Below are 18,989 nucleotides of genomic sequence, written 5' to 3'. Positions count from 1 at the left end.
CCGTCAGAAATTGAACCTGATTTCGCCGCCGATCACGCGTCCGCGTCCGAGCGGCGAAAAGGTCGGCAAGGGACGCGGGCCCGCCGGACCGTCGCCGCCGAACGCGGGGGTGTCGGGCAGGACGGCGTCATTGCCATAGGTCGTCTCGTTGGTGAGGTTCTTGCCATAGACGCTGAACGTCACCGACCCATCGTCGAGCGTGTAGCTCAGATTGGCGTCGACGAGGTCGACCGCCTTGTAGAAGCCGAGATTGTTGTCGGTGTGGAACGCCGGGTCGCGGTGGTTGAACGACACGCGCGCCGAGACGACCCCCGTGCTCATCGGAATATCGAGCGTGGCGCTCGCACCATAGGTCCAGGGCGACTGGCGCGGCAGCTTCAGCGAGAAGTCGGTCGCGTTGATCACGCCGTCGCCGTTGAGGTCGACGAGGAGCGACGTATATTTGCCGTCGGTATAGCCGACCTGACCCGAGAGCACGAAATTGTCGACGGGCGAGAATTGCACCTCGCCCTCGAAGCCGCGCACGCGCGCGGTGCCGACATTCTGGATCAGCTGCGCGATGCCGACGCCGACGACCGGCACCTGCACTTCGCGCTGGATATTTTTGATCGTGTTCTGGAACACCGCAAGGCTGACGCGGCCGCCCGGGATGCGCTGCTTCACGCCGAACTCATAGGCGTCCTGCGATTCCGAATCGAACGGTCCCGGAGGCGCTCCGAGCAGCGTGTTGCGGAAGTTGTAGCCGCCGCTGCGGAAACCCTTGGCGAAATAGCCATAGACCTGCGTCCGGTTGCTCGGCTGCCACTGGAGGCCGATCTTGGGGGAGAGATCGTTCCAGCTCTTCTCGCTGAGGAAGTCGGCAACGATCGTGCGGGCCGGGTAATTGGCGCCGCCCGCGCGCACGGTCGCGATCTCGACCTCCTTCTTCTCCCAGGTGTAGCGAAGCCCGAGGTTGAGGGTCAGCGTATCGACAAACTCCCAGTCGACCGCGCCGAAGGCACCGAAGGTCTGGAAGGTGCCGATGCCGCCGCCCGCGCGGCGGACCGCGCCGCCGGCCAGCGTACGGTCCTCGAGATAGGTGAGGTCCTGCGTGAAATAATAGACGCCGATGGTCGGCTTGAGGCGCCCGAAGGTTCCCGCGTAGCGGAGCTCGTTGCTGAACTGCTCCTGGTCGGTGAAGGTGCCGATGTTGAACTGCACCGTATTCACGCCGTCGAGGTCCGACAGCGTGTCGCCCTTGAAGCGGCGCCAGCCGGCGATGTTCGTGATCGTGCCTTCGTCGCCGAAGCCGACGTCGACGTTGATCTCGCCGGTGAGCGAGTCCCATTTGTTGTGGAAGAAGCCGCGGTCGTTGACGAGGAAGTCGTGGGAGTCGCGCGAATAGAGCGCATGGTTCTGCGTTGCCGGACCATCGCCGTTCGCCTCGCCATGCTCATAGCGCAGCAGGACCTCGACATTGTCCGAGGGCGTGAAGCGAAGCATCGGGCGGACGATGAACTGCCGGTCCTTCCCGAACTCGCTATTGTCGAAGAGGTTCGTGAACCAGCCATTGTCATAGCTGTAATAGGCGGCGATCTTCGCCTGCAGCTTGCCTTCGATGATCGGCCCCGAGACCGAGGCATCGGCGACGACGCGCAGGCCCGTCTCGACCGCGATGCGGCCGCGCATGTCGAATTCGTCGGTGGGCTTGCGGGTGCGCACGAGGATCGCGCCGCCGGTCACGTTGCGGCCGAACAATACGCCCTGCGGACCGCGCAGCACTTCGACCGCCTCGAGATCGAAATTGTCGAAGACCTGGCCCGCGTTGATGCCCTGGTAGACGCCGTCGACGAAAAGGCCGACGGTCGGATCGATCGAAGGGATCGAGCTGTTCACGCCGATGCCGCGGATCGAGAAGTTCGCATAGCCCTTCGACGTGCCATTATCGTCGAGCGCGACGTTCGGCATCGTGAAGCCGAGGCTGCCGATGTCGCGGAAGTTGATCGCCTGCAGCTGCTCTTCGCCATAGGCCGAGATCGCGACGGGGACGGTCTGGAGATTGTCCGAGCGTTTGAGCGCGGTCACGACGATGTCTTCGGACTCGAGAGCGGCCGCGGCACCGCGCGCCGTCGTCGCCGCCTCGGACTGGGTCTCGCCGCTGTCGGTGCCGCTCTCCTGAGCGAGCGCCGCCGGCGTCCACAAAGCGGCCGCCGCCGCGGTGCTGCAAACCAACCATGCCTTGAAGCCGTGCCGCATTTTCTCTCCCCTAGCTAACCGCTCTGCGGCGGTGAATTGAATTCATTAAGGAGATTGTTGCCGAGCGGAAAAAAAGTCAAGTAGTTTATCTCTTTGCCGAACGGCTTGCTTTCTAGGGGATTCTATGCAAATTTGCCCGGAGATTTGCTGTTGAAATTAAACTCATTAACGAGTGCGCAACGGCAAGATGATGGTCCGCACCACACGATTCGGGAGAGTGAAATGGGTTCGACGGGACGGGAAAGCCGGGGCTGGGTTGCCGGAGCCGGGCCGGGCTCGCCCTTCATGCGCGGCCGGATCGAGGGAATCGCCGATGTCGAAGCCATCGAGTCGGTGCCCGCGCGGTCGGTCCTTGCCGGCGAGACCGTCTATGATTGCCTCGCCGCGGCAGCCAGCATTGACCCCGCCAAGACCGCGATCGTCGCGCTCGCGCCCGGCGGCTCGGGCGATGTCGATGCGACATTGACCTATGGCGACTATCTTCGCCAGTCGACCGCGGCGGCCAATTTGTTTCACCATCTTGCCGGCGATCGGCGAAGCGTCGTCGCCCTGATGCTTCCCATCGTCCCCGAGGCGCTCGTCGCCGCCTGGGGCGCGACCGCGGCTGGCGTCGTCAACCCGATCAACCCGCACCTCGAGCCCGCGCTCGTCATCTCGATCCTGAAGGCCGTTGGCGCCACCGCGCTCGTGACCACGACCGCGCACGGTCCGAGCGCCGCCGACCATCTCGCCGACATCGTCGCGGCGGTGCCGGGGCTCGATCATGTCTTCCTTGTCGGCGGCGACGATCCCGCGTCCGACTTTTCCGGCGCAATCGAGAGTCGAAACGGCGACGCGCTCGATTTCGAGCCCGAAGGGAAATGGGACTCGGAGGCCATGTATCTGCCCACCGGCGGCACCACCGCCGTTCCCAAGCTCGCGCGCCTCACCCAAGGCGGAATGGCCTTGAGCGGCTGGATCGCGGGCGCGGTGATGGGGGCCGAGGAAGATGAGGTCATCGGGCTTGGCATGCCGCTGTTCCACGTCGGCGGCATGCTCATGCTTGCGCTGCGCGCTGCGGTACTCGGTCAGACGGTGGTCCTGCTCAGTCCCGCGGGCTTTCGCGACCGCGGGGTCGTCGGCAACTTCTGGCCGATCGTCAAGACACACGGGATCACGTCGCTCATCGCGACGCCGACCACGGCGGCCGCGCTTCATGCGAGCCCGGGCGCCGACCATGAAGGCCATCCGATCCGGACGTTCAGTTCGGGCGGCAGCACCATCCCGCTCGAACTTGGGCGCGCCTTTCCCGAGCGCTTCGGGATCGAGCTGCGCGAAGTCTGGGGCGCGACCGAATTTCACGGCTTTCTTGGTTGCATGCCGAACGCCATGCCCCCGCTCATCGGTTCGGTCGGCGTGCGCACGCCCTGGCACGACATCAAGGCGGTCGAGGTCGACGAGCATAATCGCTTCGTGCGCGAAATGGCGCCCGGCGAGCAGGGGGTCATCATCGGCTCGGGTCCGTGCCTTGCGCTCGGATATGTCGATGCCGCTGCCGACCGGCAATTCTTTGTCGAGAGCGGCCCGGGCGGCCGCGCATGGGGCTCTTCGGGCGATCTCGGCCGTGTCGGCGCGGACCAGTTCGTGTGGATCGACGGCCGCGCCAAGGATGTGATCATCCGCGGCGGCCATAATATCGACCCCGCGCTGATCGAGGAGGCGCTGGTGCGGCGCCCCGACATTCTCCTCGCCGCCGCGGTCGGGCTTCCCGACCGCGAGAAGGGCGAGCTCCCGCTCGCGTTCGTCGAGGCCGCGCCCGGCGCCGTCGTCGACGAAGCCGAGCTGGTCCAATATTGCCGGACCGCCATCCCCGAGCGCGCCGCATGCCCCGTTGCCGTTGTCGTGCTGCCGGGCCTGCCGCTCACGCCCGTCGGCAAGATCTTCAAGCCGGCGCTGCGCGAACTTGCGATCCGCCGCGCGGTCGGCGCGGCGCTCGGTGCGCATTATGACGGCGAGATAGTGGGCATAGAGATCGTCACCGGCAAGGCGCGGCCCGACGTCGTCGTGCGCATCGCCGAGGCCGACGCGGCGCTGCGCGCGCGGCTGTCCGCCGTGCTCCAGGGCTTCGCCTTTTCGGCGCGTGTCGAACCCGCTGCGGCGGAGGCGCGGGCGGAAGCCGTCACTTGACGCTTCACCACAGCTTCTGCCGGCTCTGCCTCAACGGCTGTGCGCTGAAGGTCGAAGTCGAGGACGGCGTTGCCGTCAAGGTGGGCGGCGACAAGGACAATCCCGTCTACCGCGGCTTTACCTGCGTGAAGGGACGCGAGCAGGGCAGGCTGCTCGCCGATCCGCGCCGGCTGCGCCACAGCCTTCGCCGCAAGCCCGATGGGAGTTTCGAGCCGATCGCGTCGCGCGACGCGATCGGCGAAATCGCCGCGCGCCTCGAGGCGATCGCCGCGCGGCACGGCCGGGAAGCGATCGCCGGCTATCTTGGTACTTATTTCGCGGCGTCGGCCGCGACCATGCCTTTCTTCGGCGGCTTCATGGCCGCGCTCGGCAGCCCCATGGCCTTCAGTCCCGGCACGATCGACAAGCCGGGCAAGAAAATCGCGCAGGCGCTGCACGGCGACTGGGACGCGCCCGCGATCGGGTTCGACGATCCGGAGGTGATTTTCCTGATCGGGTCGAACCCGCTGATCAGCTTCACGGGCTTTCCTTATGGCAATCCCGGCAAATGGCTGAACGAGCGCCTTGACGCGGGCGCGCGCCTCATCGTTCTCGACCCGCGGCGCAGCGATGTCGCGAAGCGCGCGCATATCCATCTGCAGGCGAAAGCGGGCGAGGATGTCGCGATCATCGCCGCGATGATCCGGATCGTCATCGCGGAGAATCTGTTCGACCGGGCGTTCGTCGCGCGGCACGCGCAGGGGCTGGACGAGCTCACCGAAGCGGTGTCCGCATTCGACGTCGCCTCTGTCGCCGCGCGCGCCGGGATCGACCCCGATGCGCTCGTCGCGGCGGCACGGATCCTCGGCGGTACGCGGCGCGGCTATATCATGGCAGGCACCGGTCCCAATATGTCGGGACGCGGAACCCTGATCGAATATCTGCTCCTCAATCTTCACACCCTGTGCGGATATTGGCTGCGCGCGGGCGACCGTGTGCGTCATCCGGGCGCTCTCGCTGCGCCGGTTCCCGCCCGCGCGCAGGTGCGGCCCTTTGGCCCGGCCTATGCGTTCGGCCCCGATCTCGGCGTGCGCGCGCTCGGCAATACGGCGGCGGGCATGCCGACCGCCGCCTTGCCCGACCTCATTCTCGGCGAAGGCAAGATGCCGGTCCGCGCGCTCATCAGTTGCGGCGGCAACCCGGTCGGCGCCTGGCCCGACCAGGCAAAGACGCTGCGTGCGATGGACGCGCTTGACCTGCTCGTCCAGATCGATCCCTGGATGTCGGCCACCGCGCGGGTCGCGGACTTCGTCATCGCGCCGCGGATCTGGCTTGAGGTGCCCGGGACGTCGCAGGTACTCGACTGGCTGACACGCAACGGCACCGGCTACGGCCAGTCCGATCCTTATGCCCAATATTCGCCCGCACTGCTCGATCCGCCGCCGGGCTCGGACGTCGTCGAGGAATGGGAATTCTTCTACGAGCTCGCGCGCGCGATGGGGCTCAGCCTCTCGGTGGCGCCGGGACTGGCGGGCATGCCGGCGCGCCCGGTCGACATGGACGCGAAGCCGAGCACCGACGCGGTGCTGGCGCAGCTCTGCGAAGGCTCGCGCGTCGCGCTCGACGAGGTTCGCAAATTTGAGAGCGGCGCCATCTTCCCGGGCGATCCCGTCTTCGTCGGCGAAGGCGAGGGCGAGCAACACCGCTTCGATCTCGCGGCACCCGACATGATCGCCGACCTGAAAGCGGACGCTGCCTCTGGCGCGAAGCCGGCGCGCGGGTTTAGCCTGCTGTGCCGCCGCATGATGCATGTTTACAACAGCAGCTTCGTTGGCGCGCTGCCGCCTTCGGCACGGCCTTATAACCCGGTCTTTCTCCACCCCGGCGACATGTCGGAGCTGGGGATCGAGGAAGGCGAGAGCGTCGATGTCATATCCGATCGCGGCGCTATCGCGGGGATCGCGCATGCCGACGAGGCGTTGCGGCCGGGGTCGGTGTCGATGAGCTTCGGCTTTGGTGCGCTGCCCGAACAGGACGGCGACTATCGCGAGCTTGGCAGCAACACGACGCGCCTCATCTCGAACGACGAGATATGGGACCGCTATTCGGGCCAGCCGCTGATGTCGAACGTGCCGGTCGACGTCGTGCGCCGGACGGACAAGTCGGACCAGCCCGGATAAAAAGGCGGGACGCCGGCACTTTCGCCGACGCCCCGGATGGGAGCTTGTCAGTTCAGCCGCCGGCTCAGAAGTTGCGGCGCCGAACGTCGATCGTCTCGAGCATCGCCTCGAGGCGGCTCATCAAAATCTCGTCCTTGTAGAAGGAGGCATCGGCGACATCGCCTTCGAGGACCATCGTCTGGATGCCGCGCGCCTGCGCCATCTTCGCCATCACCATCTGTCCGTTCGAGGCGGAGCGGCAGGTTCGGGTGGCGTGGAAGACGACCCCGTCGATGCCATAGGTTTCGCAGTCGCGAAGCAGGAGTTCGCCGAGCGTCTTGGTGCTGTGGTTGAACGGGCAGAGAAGATAATGCTGCGCCATGCCGAGGATGGGATCATCCTCGTCGATCAGGTGCGGCTCGTTCCAGAAGCTGCTGTGCGTATAGCGTCCGCAGATGACCGCGGCATCATGGTCGGCGAACTGGTTGGCGAGCCAGCCGACCTTGTTCCAGTTCATGATGCCGTCGAAGGCGAGGCGATAGCGCTCGCCCGGCAGTGCTGCGACGCCGTCGATCACGCGCTGCTCGATCTCGGCCTTCACCCCGGCGAAATAGTCGACGAGGTCCTGGTTCCCGGGGAGGAAATTGATCGGCGCGATGCTGGCGACCCAGTCCCAGAACACCGCCGGTGTCGGCGTCGCCTTGCACAGCGCGAGCGCGTCGAGCCGGAGCTGCGCCGCCTTTTTGATATAGTGCATGGACTCGCGAAGGGCGTCCCAGTCGAACGGGCGTCCGGTGTGAAACTCGAGGAATTCGATGAGCTTGTGGATCTGCGCCGCCACATAGCGCGACGCCTCCATCCATTCCTCGCCGCGCAGATAGCCGGCGTCCGCCTTGTTGCCCCAGAGAAGCGGGTAGGAGACCTTGAAGAAGGGCAGCTCCTTGTTGAACAGGCGGTACGAAATCTCGTCCCACTGCTGGCCGGTGCTGCAGCCCGCATAGGCATTCACGAAGAGATCGGGCGGCGGCAGCTTGCTCGCCAATACCTCCTGGCTCGGAATATCGGGTACATCGGCGCCATCGCCCGCATTCACATATTTGGCGGCTTCCTTCTGCGTCAGCACCGCGCATCCGAGCGTCGTGCGCGCATAGGAGCAAAGCTCCTGATTATAGCCATATTCCTCGCCCATCCGCTGCGCCGGACCTTCGAGATGCATGGCGGCCAGGCGCGCGCCGAAAGCCTCGCCATGGCACCATTCGATCCCTGCGGCCTGGAAAATGGGATTGAGCGCCGCGCCATTATACCAGACGACGGTCGCACCGCGCTCGCGCGCGGAAAAGAGCCGGTCCCAATAATCCTTCACCATCTTGCCGCCGCTTCGCGTGCTGACGAGACGATTGGCGGGCGCACCCGTTTGCGGGATCACCAGCTTCGGCTGAGCGTTTTGCTTTATCAGCGACATCAGATCATTCCTTCGGGTTCGAGCCGGTCAGGCCAGGACGGGCTGCAATTTTCTGAGGCGTATCGTCTCTAGGAGCGCCTCGACCCGGGTCCGCAGCATCTCGAGCGCCAGGCCCTCATGCTCGGTCTCGATGAGCAGGTGCGGGATTTCGCTGCGCATCAGCTCTTTGCGCAGCTCGGGATAGTAGAGCATGTGCGGCTCGCAGAATTTCGCGAGCAGGATGATCACGCCCTCGGCGCCGCTCGCATGGACCGAGCGGGCGAGATACTCCTCCCAATCGACGGTCATTTGCGAGCGCGTCGAGCAGGGGACATGGGTGTTGCGATCGAAATACCAGCGCGTGAGCGCTGCGATCGGGTCGCCGTCGGCCGGAACGTCGGTCGCGATGAAGCGAAACCCCGTGAAGAGATCGTCGTCGACGATGACCGTGCCGCAATCCTCGATCATGTCGAGAAGCTCGGGCCGCGGCGCATGGCAGAAATGGCCCGAGAGATGCAGTTTCACGAGGTTGGCCGGTGCCGGCAGGCCGGTCTCGAGCAAGGGCAGGAGCGCATCGAGACGTTCGTTATGCGCTCCGACCTCCATGATCATGCTCGATTTCACCAAGATCTGCATCTGGCGGCCGGTGAGCGCGATCTTACCCGAGCGCCGCAGCGCATAGATCTGCCGCAGCATGTCGCGATTGCGGTTGTAGGCCGCAATGCTGGCCGCGATCTCGTCGTCAGAAAGGGCGGCATCGCAATATTCCGCGAGCGCCCCGCGCAGGTCCTCGACCCGCTTCCGGATCTCGGCGGGCGTCCACGCCTCGTCCATCGAGGCCGTATATTGCGCGAGGAAGACCGGTTTGTCGGGTATCTCGAAGCGCAGCGCGTCGGCGGCGCCGAGCAGCGCGACGCAATGATCGACGAGATAGAAGGCGTCGTAGACGTCGAACTTCCGGGTTGCTGCCTGGTCGACGATGCTGCGCGTGTAGCCGCAGTAGAATTCATAGAGCAGGCTGCGCCCAAGCGTGATCGGCGCCTCGTCTTCCTGGACGACGAGTGGAAGCGCGCCCGCGGCGTGGACAAGCTCGGACGGGAAATTCATCGGGAAGACCCCGATCACCTTTCGCCCGGTTTCCTGTTTCCACGCGGCGGCATAGCCATGCGGGTCGCTGGCAACTCCGGCGAGCTCGCCGAGGATGAGATTGATTTTGTCTGCGCCGTTCATTTTCTTCTCCGGGCGACGGAGTTGCAGTCCCGTTCGCCATGGTCCGACGTCGGACCCGATTGATAAGGAGGCATCATGCCGCCGATATGCCTCCGTTGATGCTGATCGCCTGACCCGTGAGCCGCGCCGACTGGGGCCCGCCGAGGAAGACGACCATATCGGCAAGGTCCTCGGGGACGGCGACACCGAGATGCGCCATCGCGGCCGCCTTCTCGAACAGCTTCGCGCTAAATCCGCCGCCGGTGACGAGATCGGCCGTCGGGGTTCCTGCGATGAGCGAAGGCGTGAGGACGTTCACGCGAATTCCGTCGCGCTTCGCTTCCATCGCGAGCGTGCGGGAGAACATGACGATCGCGGCCATGCCGGCGCCGGCGATCGTTTCGCCGGGCGTCGCCGTCTTCGCCGCGTCCGACGCCATGTTGATGATCGAGCCGCTCTTCTGCTCGCGCATCCATGGGAGCACCACGCGCGTCAGGTAGATGGGGGGAAGCACGAGCCGATCGAAAATGCCCGATATGTCCTCGATCGGCGTCCGCATCAGAAGGTCGGGCGCATAATTGCTCGCGGTGGAATTGAGGAGAATGTCGATAGAGCCGAGCTTCGCGCGCGCGGCCTCTGCGGCGCGCGTGATGTCGGCGATGTCGCAAGCATCGGCGCTGATGAACGATACCGAGGCGCTCGGGACTGCCGCCAGCACCGAGGTGACCGCCTGCGCGCCGCGTTCCGGGTTGCGGCCGAGCAGGACGATGCCCCGCACGCCTTCGCGCGCGAAGCCGATCGCCGAGGCGAGTCCCACGCCCGACGTGCCGCCGGCAATCAATACGCCGCATTCTGAAAAGGGCTTTGCGCCCGCTCTCTCGTCCATTTCCTGCTTCCGTCCTCTCCCGACTCATTGTTGAGTAAAACTCATTAGGCGTCAATGGGGGAATTATACCGGCCGTCCTTTCGTGGGCGGAGCGCTGGCGAATTGAACGGAATTGAAGGAAAAGTGAGACAAATTTTTCGCTCGTTGGCGTGCTCGCGAGACAGGAGTCGGAACCGCCAGCGGCCTGTTTCGTCCCACCAGGCTCGCGCATGCGTCTGCCGAACTTGCCAGTTGATGAATTTCATTTATTAATGCTATAGGCTATATGTCCCGGTCGCCCCAACCATGCGCCTGTCCGCAATGCAGCGGTGCCCTGGCGCGGCGCATTGACTGACAGGCCCGGTGCGAATTCGAACGGCGGATCACTGCGGACGGTCCAATGCCCGCTGTCTGATTGGAGAGGTAAGGTAATGAACGCTTTTGTGATGGGGATCGATTTCGGATCGACGACCGCCAAGACGGTCATTCTCGACCTCGACGGCGGCATCGTCGCCTCGAACGTCGCTCATATGGGCGCGGTCAGTGGGCAGGGGGTCGTGGCATCCGTTGCCGATGCGTTGAGTGACGCCGGGCTGACCCAGGCCGACATGGTCCGGACCGTGAGCACCGGCTACGGCCGGCGCATGCTCGACATCGCGGAAAAGAACTACACCGAGATCACCTGTCACGCCCGCGGTGCGGTTGCGATGGTACCCGAGGCGCGTCTCGTTATCGATATCGGCGGCCAGGACAGCAAAGTCATCGCCGTCGACGCCAATGGTCTCGTGGTCCAGTTTGCGATGAACGATCGGTGCGCGGCCGGCACGGGCAAGTTTCTTGAAGTGCTGGCCCGCGCCATGGAGATCGAGCTCGACGCGATGGGCGGTGTCGCGCTCGAGGCGGAGCAAGAGCTCAAGATCTCGAGCATGTGCGCGACATTCGCCGAAACCGAGGTCATCTCGTTGCTCGCCGAAGGTCATGGCAAGCCCGACGTCCTCGCCGCAGTCCACGCCTCCATCGCCAACCGAACGCTGGGCCTCGTCAGTCGCGTCGGCAAGGTCGGACCTGTCGCGATGACTGGCGGCGTTGCCCGGAACCCGGCTGCGGTCCACCATATCGAGAAGGTTCTCGGCATGCCGCTCCTCTTGCCCGAGAGGCCGCAGATCGCGGGCGCATTGGGCGCTGCGTTGCTGGCGCTCGACGATTACCGGGCCTCTCTCGGGCGGTCCGCCCGGCCCGAAGACGATGACGATCTGGAGAGCCGGATCGGCATTCCCGGGAGCTGCGCCCCGGCATGCAAGGGCAACCCGGCGGCAGCGGCCGCTGCCGCGCAATCCACGCACTAGCGACAAGCCGCGGCGGTATCTGTCCCAACCGCAGCTACCAGCCGCAAAGAGCCAGTTCCAAGCGTCGCGGCTTGGCCGCGCCCAAGCTCGCTACATTCCATTGCCGCGGTCCGGCGAGAGGGAGAGAGGGGAGGGGGCTTCGCGGCAGGTTCCGAGCCGGGAGAGAGTCTCGCGGCGGCCTGCCACGGAGATGGCAGATGGCCCGAACGCAACCGAAAATCACCCTCAGTCCCTCGCGCGACATACCCTTCGACAGGCTAATCCTGTCGGCGGCCAATGTCCGGCGCGTGCGGCCGGACGAGGGAATTGCGAACCTTGCTGACGACATTGCGCGGCGCGGTTTGCTCCACAATCTGAACGTGCGTCCGATCCTCGACGCCGAGGGTCAGGAAACCGGCGACTATGAAGTTCCGGCCGGCGGCAGGCGCTATCGCGCGCTCCAACTGCTCGTCAAGTCGTGGCGGCTTGCCAAGGATGCGCCCATCCCATGCCGCGTCCGCGCCGCGGATGACGCCATTCTCGCCGAGGACGACAGTCTCGCTGAAAACGCGCAACGCGTGAACCTTCATCCACTGGACCAGTTCAGGGGGATGCAGGCCCTTGTCGATAAGGAGCAGGCGATCGAGGACATCGCGGCGCATTTCTTCGTCACACCTGCGGTCGTCCGCCAGCGACTGAAACTCGCATCGGTGTCGCCGACGCTCCTCGACATCTATGGCGAAGACCGTATGTCGCTCGAATTGCTGATGGCCTTCACCGTCGCGGACGACGAAGAGCGGCAGCTGCAGGTCTGGGAAATGATCGCCGATGCGCACGATCCCTCACCTTCCTGGGTGCGCCGGAAGCTTACCGAGAACAGCGTCCGCGTGTCCGACAAGCGCGTCCGCTTCGTCGGCCTCGATGCCTATGTCGAGGCGGGGGGCAGCGTGGTGCGCGACCTGTTCGAAACGGATCATGGCGGGTGGCTGACCGATGTCGGCCTGCTCGACCGGCTCGTCGCCGCGAAGCTCGAGGCTGAGGCGCTGCGGATCGGGGGCGAAGGCTGGAAGTGGGTCGATGCGGCCGAGGAGCATGTCTTCAATCCCGGACGCGGGATGCGGGTGGCGCCGCCGGCTTTGCCGCCGCCTGGCTCTCTCACCGCAAGCTCGAATGGGCGGCCGAGCTGCTCCCCTCCATTGCCGCCCCCAATGAGGAGTCTCCCCTATGAAGAAGAAACTTGCCCGCACGATGGTCGCTGCGGCGCTCGCTGCCGTGACAGTATCCGGCCCCATGCTGGCGATGCGGGCGCAGGCCCAGGTCGGCGGCATCGTCCACGATCCCCGCAATTTCTCGCAGAATATCCTGACTGCCGCGCGCACGCTCGAGCAGATCAACAACCAGATCAAGCAGCTCCAGAACCAGGCGACTTCGCTGCTCAACGAGGCGCGGAACCTCCAGAGCCTGCCCGTTTCGACGCTCGGCGAACTACAGGCGCAGGTCGACCAGACGCGCCAGCTGCTGAGCGAGGCCGAAGGCATTGCCTATGACGTGACCGACATCCGCAAGGGCTTCGAGCAGCGGTACAAGGGTGGTGCGCTGACCGGCTCGGCCGCCGAGATGGTCGCCAATGCCGAGGCGCGCTGGAAAGACAGCGTCGGCGCGTTCGAGGATGCGATGAAGGTGCAGGCCGGCATCGTCTCGAACATGGGCGGTACGCGCACGTCCATCTCGACAATCGTCGGGGCAAGCCAGTCGGCGACCGGGGCGCTGCAGGCGGCGCAGGCGGGCAACCAGCTGCTCGCCATCCAGTCGCAGCAGATTTCCGACCTCGCAGCGGTGATGAGCGCGCAGGGGCGGGCGGAGATGCTGGGCGCGGCGCGCGCGGCGGCCGCCGAGGCCGAGGGCCGCGAACGCTTCCGCCGTTTCCGCAAAGGCAATTGAGATGGGCCGGGCGGGCGGCTTGGTGATGGGGGCAATCGTCCTGGGTCTTGCGCTGGCCCTTGCCCTCATCGCGGCGCTCGATCCGCCCGCGCCCGGTGCGTCCGCTCCCCAGATCTCCGGAGCGGACGCACCCCCCGATTATGGCGACACGCTGCGCCGCTGCCGCACCGTCACCGAAGCCGACCCCGAGTGCGAGGCCGCCTGGGAGACCAAAAGGCGCCACTTCTTCCGGACCGAAAAGAGCAAGCCATGAACGACACCGGCGTCATCGACAATTTTCTGGGCGTCTTCTCGACCTATATCGACAGCGGCTTCGGTCTGCTCGGCGGCGAGGTCGGCTTTCTTTCCTCGACGTTGATCGTCATCGACGTGACGATCGCCGCGCTCTTCTGGGCATGGGGCACCGATGAGGATGTGCTGCAACGGCTCGTCAAAAAGACGATCTACGTCGGCGTCTTTGCCTTCATCATCGGTAATTTTCAGGCGCTTGCGACCATTCTTTTGGAAAGCTTCGCAGGTCTCGGCCTGAAGGCGAGCGGCGGAGCGATGGCCATCGGCGACTTCATGCGCCCCGGCATGGTCGCAGCCACCGGGCTCGACGCCGCCGAACCGCTACTAGACGCGACCGCCGACCTCGTCGGGCCGGTCGGGCTCTTCACCAATTTCGTCCAGATCCTGATCCTGCTGATAGCCTGGGTGATCGTCGTCATTGCCTTCTTCATCCTCGCGGTGCAGATTTTCGTGACGATCCTGGAGTTCAAGCTGGTCACCCTTGCGGGGTTCGTCCTGCTGCCCTTCGCCTTCTTCAACCGGACCGCCTTCATGGCCGAGCGCGTGCTCGGGCATGTCATTTCCTCAGGCATCAAGCTGCTGGTGCTCGCGGTCATCACCGGCATCGGAACCACGCTCTTCCAGCGCTTCATGGATGCGGGACTCGGCACCGAGCCCGACATCCGCGAAGTCATGGCGATCGCGCTCGGCGCGCTGACGCTGCTCGGCCTCGGCATTTTCGGCCCCAGCGTGGCGAACGGCATCGTTGCCGGCGGCCCGCAGCTCGGCGCCGGCGCCGCCGCCGGTACGACCCTCGCGGCGGGCGCGACGCTTGCTGCCGGCGCAGCGGGTGCGACACTAGCCGCCGGCGCGGCAAGCAGCGCCCTTGGCCGGACTGCGCTCGGTGCCTCGCGCACCGCTGGCGGCGCATCGGCCTCCTATGCGCGCGGGGCAGCCGGTAGGAGCGGGATGCGCGCTTTCGGCGCGGGCCTCGCGAATGTGGCGCGCGACGCGGCGAGTGGCGCCGGATCTCCGCTGCGCCGCGCCGCGGCGCGGCTCCGGTCAAGCTATGCCGAGGGGCAGGGCGGTGCGCCCTCGCAGGCGGCACAAGGTTCCGCGCCCGCCGGTCCGCCAGCATGGGCCGCTGCGATGAAACGGCGTCAGGCCGTCACATCGGGCGCGACGATCGCCTCGCAGACACTGAAGGCCGGCGACAGCCATGGTGCCGGCTCCGCTCCCGACATCAGCCAGAAGGAATGACGCGATGTTTCGACGACCGACCAATCATTATGGCAAATCGCCCGAGCCCGTGACGCCATATCAGCGCGCAGGCCAGGTCTGGGACGACCGGCTCGGTTCCGCTCGCGTCCAGGCGAGGAACTGGCGGCTCGCTTTCTTCGGCACGCTCTTCCTGTCGGGCGGGCTCGCCGCCGCCGTGGTCTGGCAGGCGTCACGCGGCACGATCACGCCCTGGATCGTCGAGGTCGACAAGCTTGGCGAGGCGCGCTCGGTTGCGCCAGCCGACGGCGAGTTCGCGCCGACCGATCCGCAGATCGCCTTCCACCTCGCGCGCTTCATCGAGCATGTCCGCTCGATTCCCGCCGATCCCGTCGTTCTGCGCAGGGATTGGCTCAGCGCCTATGACTTTGCGACGACGAGCGGGGCGCAGGCACTCAATGATTACGCCCGCACCAACGACCCGTTCGCCGAGATCGGCAAGCGCCAGGTCGCGGTCGATGTATCGAGCGTGATCCGGGCGTCCAAGGACAGCTTCCGCATTGCCTGGACCGAGCGCCGCTATCAGGACGGCAGCCTCCTCGAAACCTCGCGCTGGTCCGCGATCGTTACGGTCACGATCCAGCCGCCCCGAACCGCCGACGCGCTGCGGACAAACCCGCTCGGCGTCTTTGTGTCCAGTCTGAATTGGTCGAAGGAGCTCAGCCAGTGATCCGCTTTCCCCTTTTGCTGGGCGCCCTCGCGCTCGGCCTTCCCGCGCACGCCGCGCCCGGCGATCCCAAGGTCCAGGTCGGCCGCGCCAATGACGCCGCCCGCGTCCAGCCCGAGCGTGCGACCTTCCAGGGCGCGATCCAGAAATATGCCTGGGCCGATGGCGCGCTGTTCCAGATCTACACGGCGCCGGGCCAGGTCACCGACATCGCGCTGCAGGAAGGCGAGGAGCTTGTCGGCCCCGGACCGGTTGCCGCAGGCGACACGGTGCGCTGGATCATCGGCGACACGCTGAGCGGCGCCGGCGTATCGCGCCGCGTCCACATCCTCGTGAAGCCAACGCGGCCCGATATCATGACGAACCTCGTCATCAACACCAGCCGTAGAACCTATCACATCGAGCTCAGGGCAACGCCGTCGACCTATATGGCGGGCGTGTCCTGGTCCTATCCGCAGGACGAGCTGATCGCGCTCCGCGCCGCGGAGACCGAACGCGAAAGGCTTGCCCCCGTGGCCGGCGGGATCGATTTCGCCGCCCTGAACTTTGCCTACCGGATTTCAGGCGACAAGGTCGCGTGGCGGCCGCAGCGCGTCTTCGACGATGGCCGCCAGCTTTTCGTCGAATTCGGAGCAAATGTCGCGACCGCGGAGATGCCGCCGCTCTTCATTCTGGGCGACAAGGGCGCAGCCGAACTCGTCAACTACCGCGTCCAGGGCCGCTTCATGATTGTCGACCGCCTCTTCGAGCGCGCCGAGCTTCGTCTCGGCAGCGGGAGGGCCGCGAACTCGGTTCGCATCGAGCGCGATGCGCCCCGCCGCCGGAGCGGCAAGTGAACGCGCCGGACCGAGAAGGCGAGGGGGCGCCTGTCGAGGCGGAGCTCTGTCCGGCAGCGGTGGCCCCCGCCAGCCCCGACGGCTTCCGGCTCGAAGGCGAGCTGCCGCGGGTCATGCGTCTGTCGCGCAAGACCCTCGCCCTTGCGGGCGGGGCGGCGGGCCTCGCGATCGGCGGCGCTTTGCTCTGGGCGTTGCGGACACCCGATCCGAAAGCTGCGCAGGAGCTCTACGAGGTGACCAACCCCAATCGGGCGGAAGCGATCACCGGCGGCCCTGCCGACTATGGTTCGGTGCCGAAACTGGGGCCGCCGCTTCCCGGCGATCTCGGGCGGCCGATCGTGGCGGCCCAGAATGCCGGCGAAACCGTCCCCGTGCCCGGCATGGCGCAACCGCCGGTCGATGCCCGGGTCGCGGCGGCCGAACAGGCGCGGCAGCGCGCCGTGCAGGAGCGGGAGGCCGCGCAGGCGAGCCGGCTCTTCCTTGGCGGAAGCGGTGGCGCGTCGCTGCGCGAGGCTGCGGCCGAGATCGCCGCGGCGCCGGCTTCCGCCGAAGCTACCCCCGAGAAGCCGACGGCTACATCGGCGCGGCGGCATTTCATGGCGGGCGGCGGCCGGCCTCCCATCGAGAGCAGTGAGCCGATCGTAGCTCCGAGCTCGCCCTTCATCCTGCAGGCAGGCGCTGTTATTCCGGCCGCGCTCATCACGGGCATACGCTCCGACCTGCCCGGTCAGATCAGTGCCCAGGTCACGCAGAATGTTTTCGATAGCCCTACGGGCCGCATTCTCCTGATCCCGCAAGGCGCGCGCCTTGTTGGCGAGTATGACAGCGAGGTCGTCGCCGGGCAGAGCCGTGTGCTTCTTGCATGGGACAGGCTCATCCTTCCCGGTGGCCGGTCGATCCGGCTCGACCGTCAGCCCGGTGCCGATGCGTCCGGCATGGCAGGCCTGGAAGACAAGGTCGACAATCATTGGGGCCGGATGCTCCGCGCTGCGCTGATCTCTTCGCTTCTCGGCGTCGGCACCGAACTGGTGTCGGGCGGCGACAGCGACCTCGTGCGCGCTTTGCGCGCGGGGGTGCAGGACGGGACGAACGAGGCGGGAAGGCGGGTCGTCGAGCGCGAACTGTCCGTCCCGCCCACTCTCACAGTGCGCCCGGGCTTTGCGTTCCGCGTCATCGTCACGCGCGATTTGATCCTGGAGCCGATCGACATCGGGGCGGCGCGATGACGAAGCTCCGCCTCGGTCCGATCCCCGAAGACAAACCGGTGAAGCTGACACTCGAGATATCGGGCGCGCTCGCGCGCGACCTAGCAGATTATGCCGAGGTCCATGCCAAGCTGACAGGGCTCGCATCGGCGCTGACGCCGGAGAAGCTCATCCCGCCGATGATCGAGCGCTTCATCGCCGGCGACCGCGAGTTCAGCAAGCAGCGGTGAAGGACGTAGCGATGCACCGTCGCGGAAGCGGAGCAAGTTTGACGACCGGCGACGTCCGGTTGCCGATCGAACCGATCAGTGTTCGCATTCCTGACGCCAGCCGCATGACCGGTCTGGGGCGCTCGACCATATATGAGCTGATCGCCTCGGGGGACATCGAGGCTGCAAAAGTCGGGCGCGCGACCGTCATCATGGTGGACAGTATCCGCCGCTTTCTCACAGCAAATCGAATGCAGCATCGCCCGCGCGGAACGACGGCATCGGAGACATCGCGGGAAGCGAACTGACAAAAACGGTCTGTCGTATTCCGCAAACTACTCGTCGAATGGGGGCTAAAACTGGGGCGGTTTTCGAGCGGTCGTCAAAATAAATCGTGTGAAAACAGATAATTAATACCTTGATATGGGTCCCTCCTCCGCTACCGGAAAACCTACGTTTTCTGCCGTTTTCAGTGAAACGAACCCCCGAATTTTCTTGCCCGCCGCTCCCGCGCGGCTGAATGGCCGAAATGGGGTGGGGAGCGGACGTTAAGCCTTGAATAGTCTCTCAGCCTGTTTGGTCGGGATCGCCAGTGCATACGCAACATCTTCGATCGATATTTCTGGTCTCGCGCGTCGCAAATCTTGCGCCGTTTCGACGAGAGCGGGGCTTTTCGGGTCGAGGAAAGTCGCGACGTATCCGGCTTCCCGCCCGAGACGCAGTACATTCTCATAGGAAAGAAAATCGTCAGGCCACCCGGAATGTTCGACAATCTCGTTTAGTGTCTGCCAGTCAATGCGTTTCAAGCAATAGTTATCGTGAATACGTTCTTCTTGGGCGATCATCCAATTCTGTCCGCAGGCCCGGCAGGTGGACGCATAGAGCCACCATTTATCATCTCCGTAATTGCGAACAAGATCGAGTGTTTCAAAAACCCGCTCGTCCATCCCTTCGGCATCGCCCATGCCAATTATGGCGGTGTCGGCTAATTCGGAGCAACAGCAAGCAGTCGAGTTATCCATCGGCCATCAATGCACCAACGAACTGACGTCCGCAATCGGTCGCTTGCTGCCATTCGTGCCAATTCGTACGCGATGACCGGAATCGACGGTGGGTTCAACGGGTCGCCGCAACACGCTCAGCGAACATTTCAGCCGGTGTCTGATACATCAAGGTTTTTCTGGGGCGCTCGTTGAGCTGGCGA

Annotated in this window: 17 protein-coding genes and 1 pseudogene; 12 read left to right on the top strand and 6 right to left on the bottom strand. The window is 65.4% G+C overall.

The window, feature by feature from the left end; genetic code table 11:
* Nucleotides 1-3: 3 nt before the first annotated feature.
* Nucleotides 4-2,235 carry a TonB-dependent receptor gene (locus tag GGR90_RS11320; protein ID WP_167921574.1) on the bottom strand — a complete coding sequence of 744 codons (2,232 nt, stop codon included), beginning with the start codon at nt 2,233-2,235 and terminating at the stop codon, nt 4-6.
* A 222-nt stretch (nt 2,236-2,457) separates the two neighbouring features.
* On the opposite strand from GGR90_RS11320, the gene GGR90_RS11315 reads away from it, so the two are divergent.
* Both GGR90_RS11315 and GGR90_RS11310 read left to right on the top strand, forming a co-directional pair.
* A complete protein-coding gene (locus tag GGR90_RS11315; protein WP_167921573.1) occupies nt 2,458-4,401 on the top strand; it encodes an AMP-binding protein in 1,944 nt (647 codons plus the stop codon).
* Nucleotides 4,398-6,560 carry a molybdopterin-containing oxidoreductase family protein gene (locus GGR90_RS11310; RefSeq protein WP_167921572.1) on the top strand — a complete coding sequence of 721 codons (2,163 nt, stop codon included), beginning with the start codon at nt 4,398-4,400 and terminating at the stop codon, nt 6,558-6,560. The genes GGR90_RS11315 and GGR90_RS11310 overlap by 4 nt, the downstream gene beginning before the upstream one ends.
* A 64-nt stretch (nt 6,561-6,624) precedes the next feature.
* Here GGR90_RS11310 and GGR90_RS11305 read toward each other — a convergent pair whose 3' ends face one another.
* From GGR90_RS11305 to GGR90_RS11295, 3 genes are all read right to left on the bottom strand, one after another.
* On the bottom strand, nt 6,625-8,001 hold the full coding sequence (locus GGR90_RS11305; protein ID WP_167921571.1) for a 2-hydroxyacyl-CoA dehydratase subunit D: 1,377 nt from the start codon (nt 7,999-8,001) through the stop codon (nt 6,625-6,627).
* Between the two features lie 27 nt (nt 8,002-8,028).
* A complete protein-coding gene (locus GGR90_RS11300; protein WP_167921570.1) occupies nt 8,029-9,210 on the bottom strand; it encodes a 2-hydroxyacyl-CoA dehydratase subunit D in 1,182 nt (393 codons plus the stop codon).
* Nucleotides 9,211-9,283: 73 nt separating this feature from the next.
* The gene (locus GGR90_RS11295) at nt 9,284-10,075 is read right to left on the bottom strand and encodes an SDR family NAD(P)-dependent oxidoreductase (protein WP_167921569.1); all 792 of its coding nucleotides are present in this window, start codon (nt 10,073-10,075) and stop codon (nt 9,284-9,286) included.
* Nucleotides 10,076-10,485: 410 nt separating this feature from the next.
* Between GGR90_RS11295 and GGR90_RS11290 the strand changes: the two genes are divergently transcribed.
* Nucleotides 10,486-11,400: an acyl-CoA dehydratase activase gene (locus tag GGR90_RS11290; protein WP_167921568.1), complete on the top strand. Its 915-nt coding sequence runs from the start codon at nt 10,486-10,488 to the stop codon at nt 11,398-11,400.
* Nucleotides 11,349-11,855: pseudogene (locus tag GGR90_RS19775) on the top strand (ParB/Srx family N-terminal domain-containing protein); the annotation flags it as partial. The gene GGR90_RS11290 and the pseudogene GGR90_RS19775, both read left to right, overlap by 52 nt.
* 366 nt (nt 11,856-12,221) lie before the next feature.
* Here the strand turns inward: GGR90_RS19775 and GGR90_RS19770 are convergent.
* On the bottom strand, nt 12,222-12,473 hold the full coding sequence (locus GGR90_RS19770; RefSeq protein WP_381449603.1) for a hypothetical protein: 252 nt from the start codon (nt 12,471-12,473) through the stop codon (nt 12,222-12,224).
* 130 nt (nt 12,474-12,603) lie between these two features.
* Here GGR90_RS19770 and trbJ point away from each other — a divergent pair, with 130 nt between their 5' ends.
* The 8 genes from trbJ to GGR90_RS11245 are packed head-to-tail and all read left to right on the top strand — an operon-like array spanning nt 12,604 to nt 18,093.
* Complete coding sequence (gene trbJ, locus GGR90_RS11280; RefSeq protein ID WP_167921567.1) at nt 12,604-13,320, top strand: P-type conjugative transfer protein TrbJ; 717 nt, start codon at nt 12,604-12,606, stop codon at nt 13,318-13,320.
* 1 nt (nt 13,321) lies between these two features.
* Complete coding sequence (trbK-alt, locus tag GGR90_RS11275) at nt 13,322-13,573, top strand: putative entry exclusion protein TrbK-alt (protein WP_209023728.1); 252 nt, start codon at nt 13,322-13,324, stop codon at nt 13,571-13,573.
* Nucleotides 13,570-14,850: a P-type conjugative transfer protein TrbL gene (gene trbL / locus GGR90_RS11270; RefSeq protein ID WP_167921565.1), complete on the top strand. Its 1,281-nt coding sequence runs from the start codon at nt 13,570-13,572 to the stop codon at nt 14,848-14,850. The genes trbK-alt and trbL overlap by 4 nt, the downstream gene beginning before the upstream one ends.
* 4 nt (nt 14,851-14,854) lie before the next feature.
* Nucleotides 14,855-15,538, top strand: coding sequence for a conjugal transfer protein TrbF (gene trbF, locus GGR90_RS11265; protein ID WP_167921564.1), 684 nt, complete (start codon nt 14,855-14,857; stop codon nt 15,536-15,538).
* Between the two features lie 14 nt (nt 15,539-15,552).
* On the top strand, nt 15,553-16,371 hold the full coding sequence (gene trbG, locus GGR90_RS11260; RefSeq protein WP_245198677.1) for a P-type conjugative transfer protein TrbG: 819 nt from the start codon (nt 15,553-15,555) through the stop codon (nt 16,369-16,371).
* The gene (locus GGR90_RS11255; protein ID WP_342449931.1) at nt 16,368-17,597 is read left to right on the top strand and encodes a TraB/TrbI/VirB10 family type IV secretion system protein; all 1,230 of its coding nucleotides are present in this window, start codon (nt 16,368-16,370) and stop codon (nt 17,595-17,597) included. Before trbG ends, GGR90_RS11255 begins: the two co-directional genes overlap by 4 nt.
* On the top strand, nt 17,594-17,806 hold the full coding sequence (locus tag GGR90_RS11250) for a DUF2274 domain-containing protein (RefSeq protein WP_167921562.1): 213 nt from the start codon (nt 17,594-17,596) through the stop codon (nt 17,804-17,806). Before GGR90_RS11255 ends, GGR90_RS11250 begins: the two co-directional genes overlap by 4 nt.
* A 38-nt stretch (nt 17,807-17,844) precedes the next feature.
* On the top strand, nt 17,845-18,093 hold the full coding sequence (locus GGR90_RS11245; RefSeq protein WP_342449930.1) for a helix-turn-helix domain-containing protein: 249 nt from the start codon (nt 17,845-17,847) through the stop codon (nt 18,091-18,093).
* Between the two features lie 240 nt (nt 18,094-18,333).
* Here GGR90_RS11245 and GGR90_RS11240 read toward each other — a convergent pair whose 3' ends face one another.
* Nucleotides 18,334-18,807, bottom strand: a complete 474-nt coding sequence (locus GGR90_RS11240; protein ID WP_209023727.1) for a hypothetical protein — start codon at nt 18,805-18,807, stop codon at nt 18,334-18,336.
* Nucleotides 18,808-18,989: the final 182 nt, after the last annotated feature.

It is taken from the genome of Sphingopyxis italica (genome assembly GCF_011926545.1).
GTDB classification, from domain to species: Bacteria; Pseudomonadota; Alphaproteobacteria; order Sphingomonadales; family Sphingomonadaceae; genus Sphingopyxis; species Sphingopyxis italica.
The sequence above is the reverse complement of the archived record's forward strand: the minus strand, read 5'-3'. Positions and strand labels throughout refer to the sequence as shown.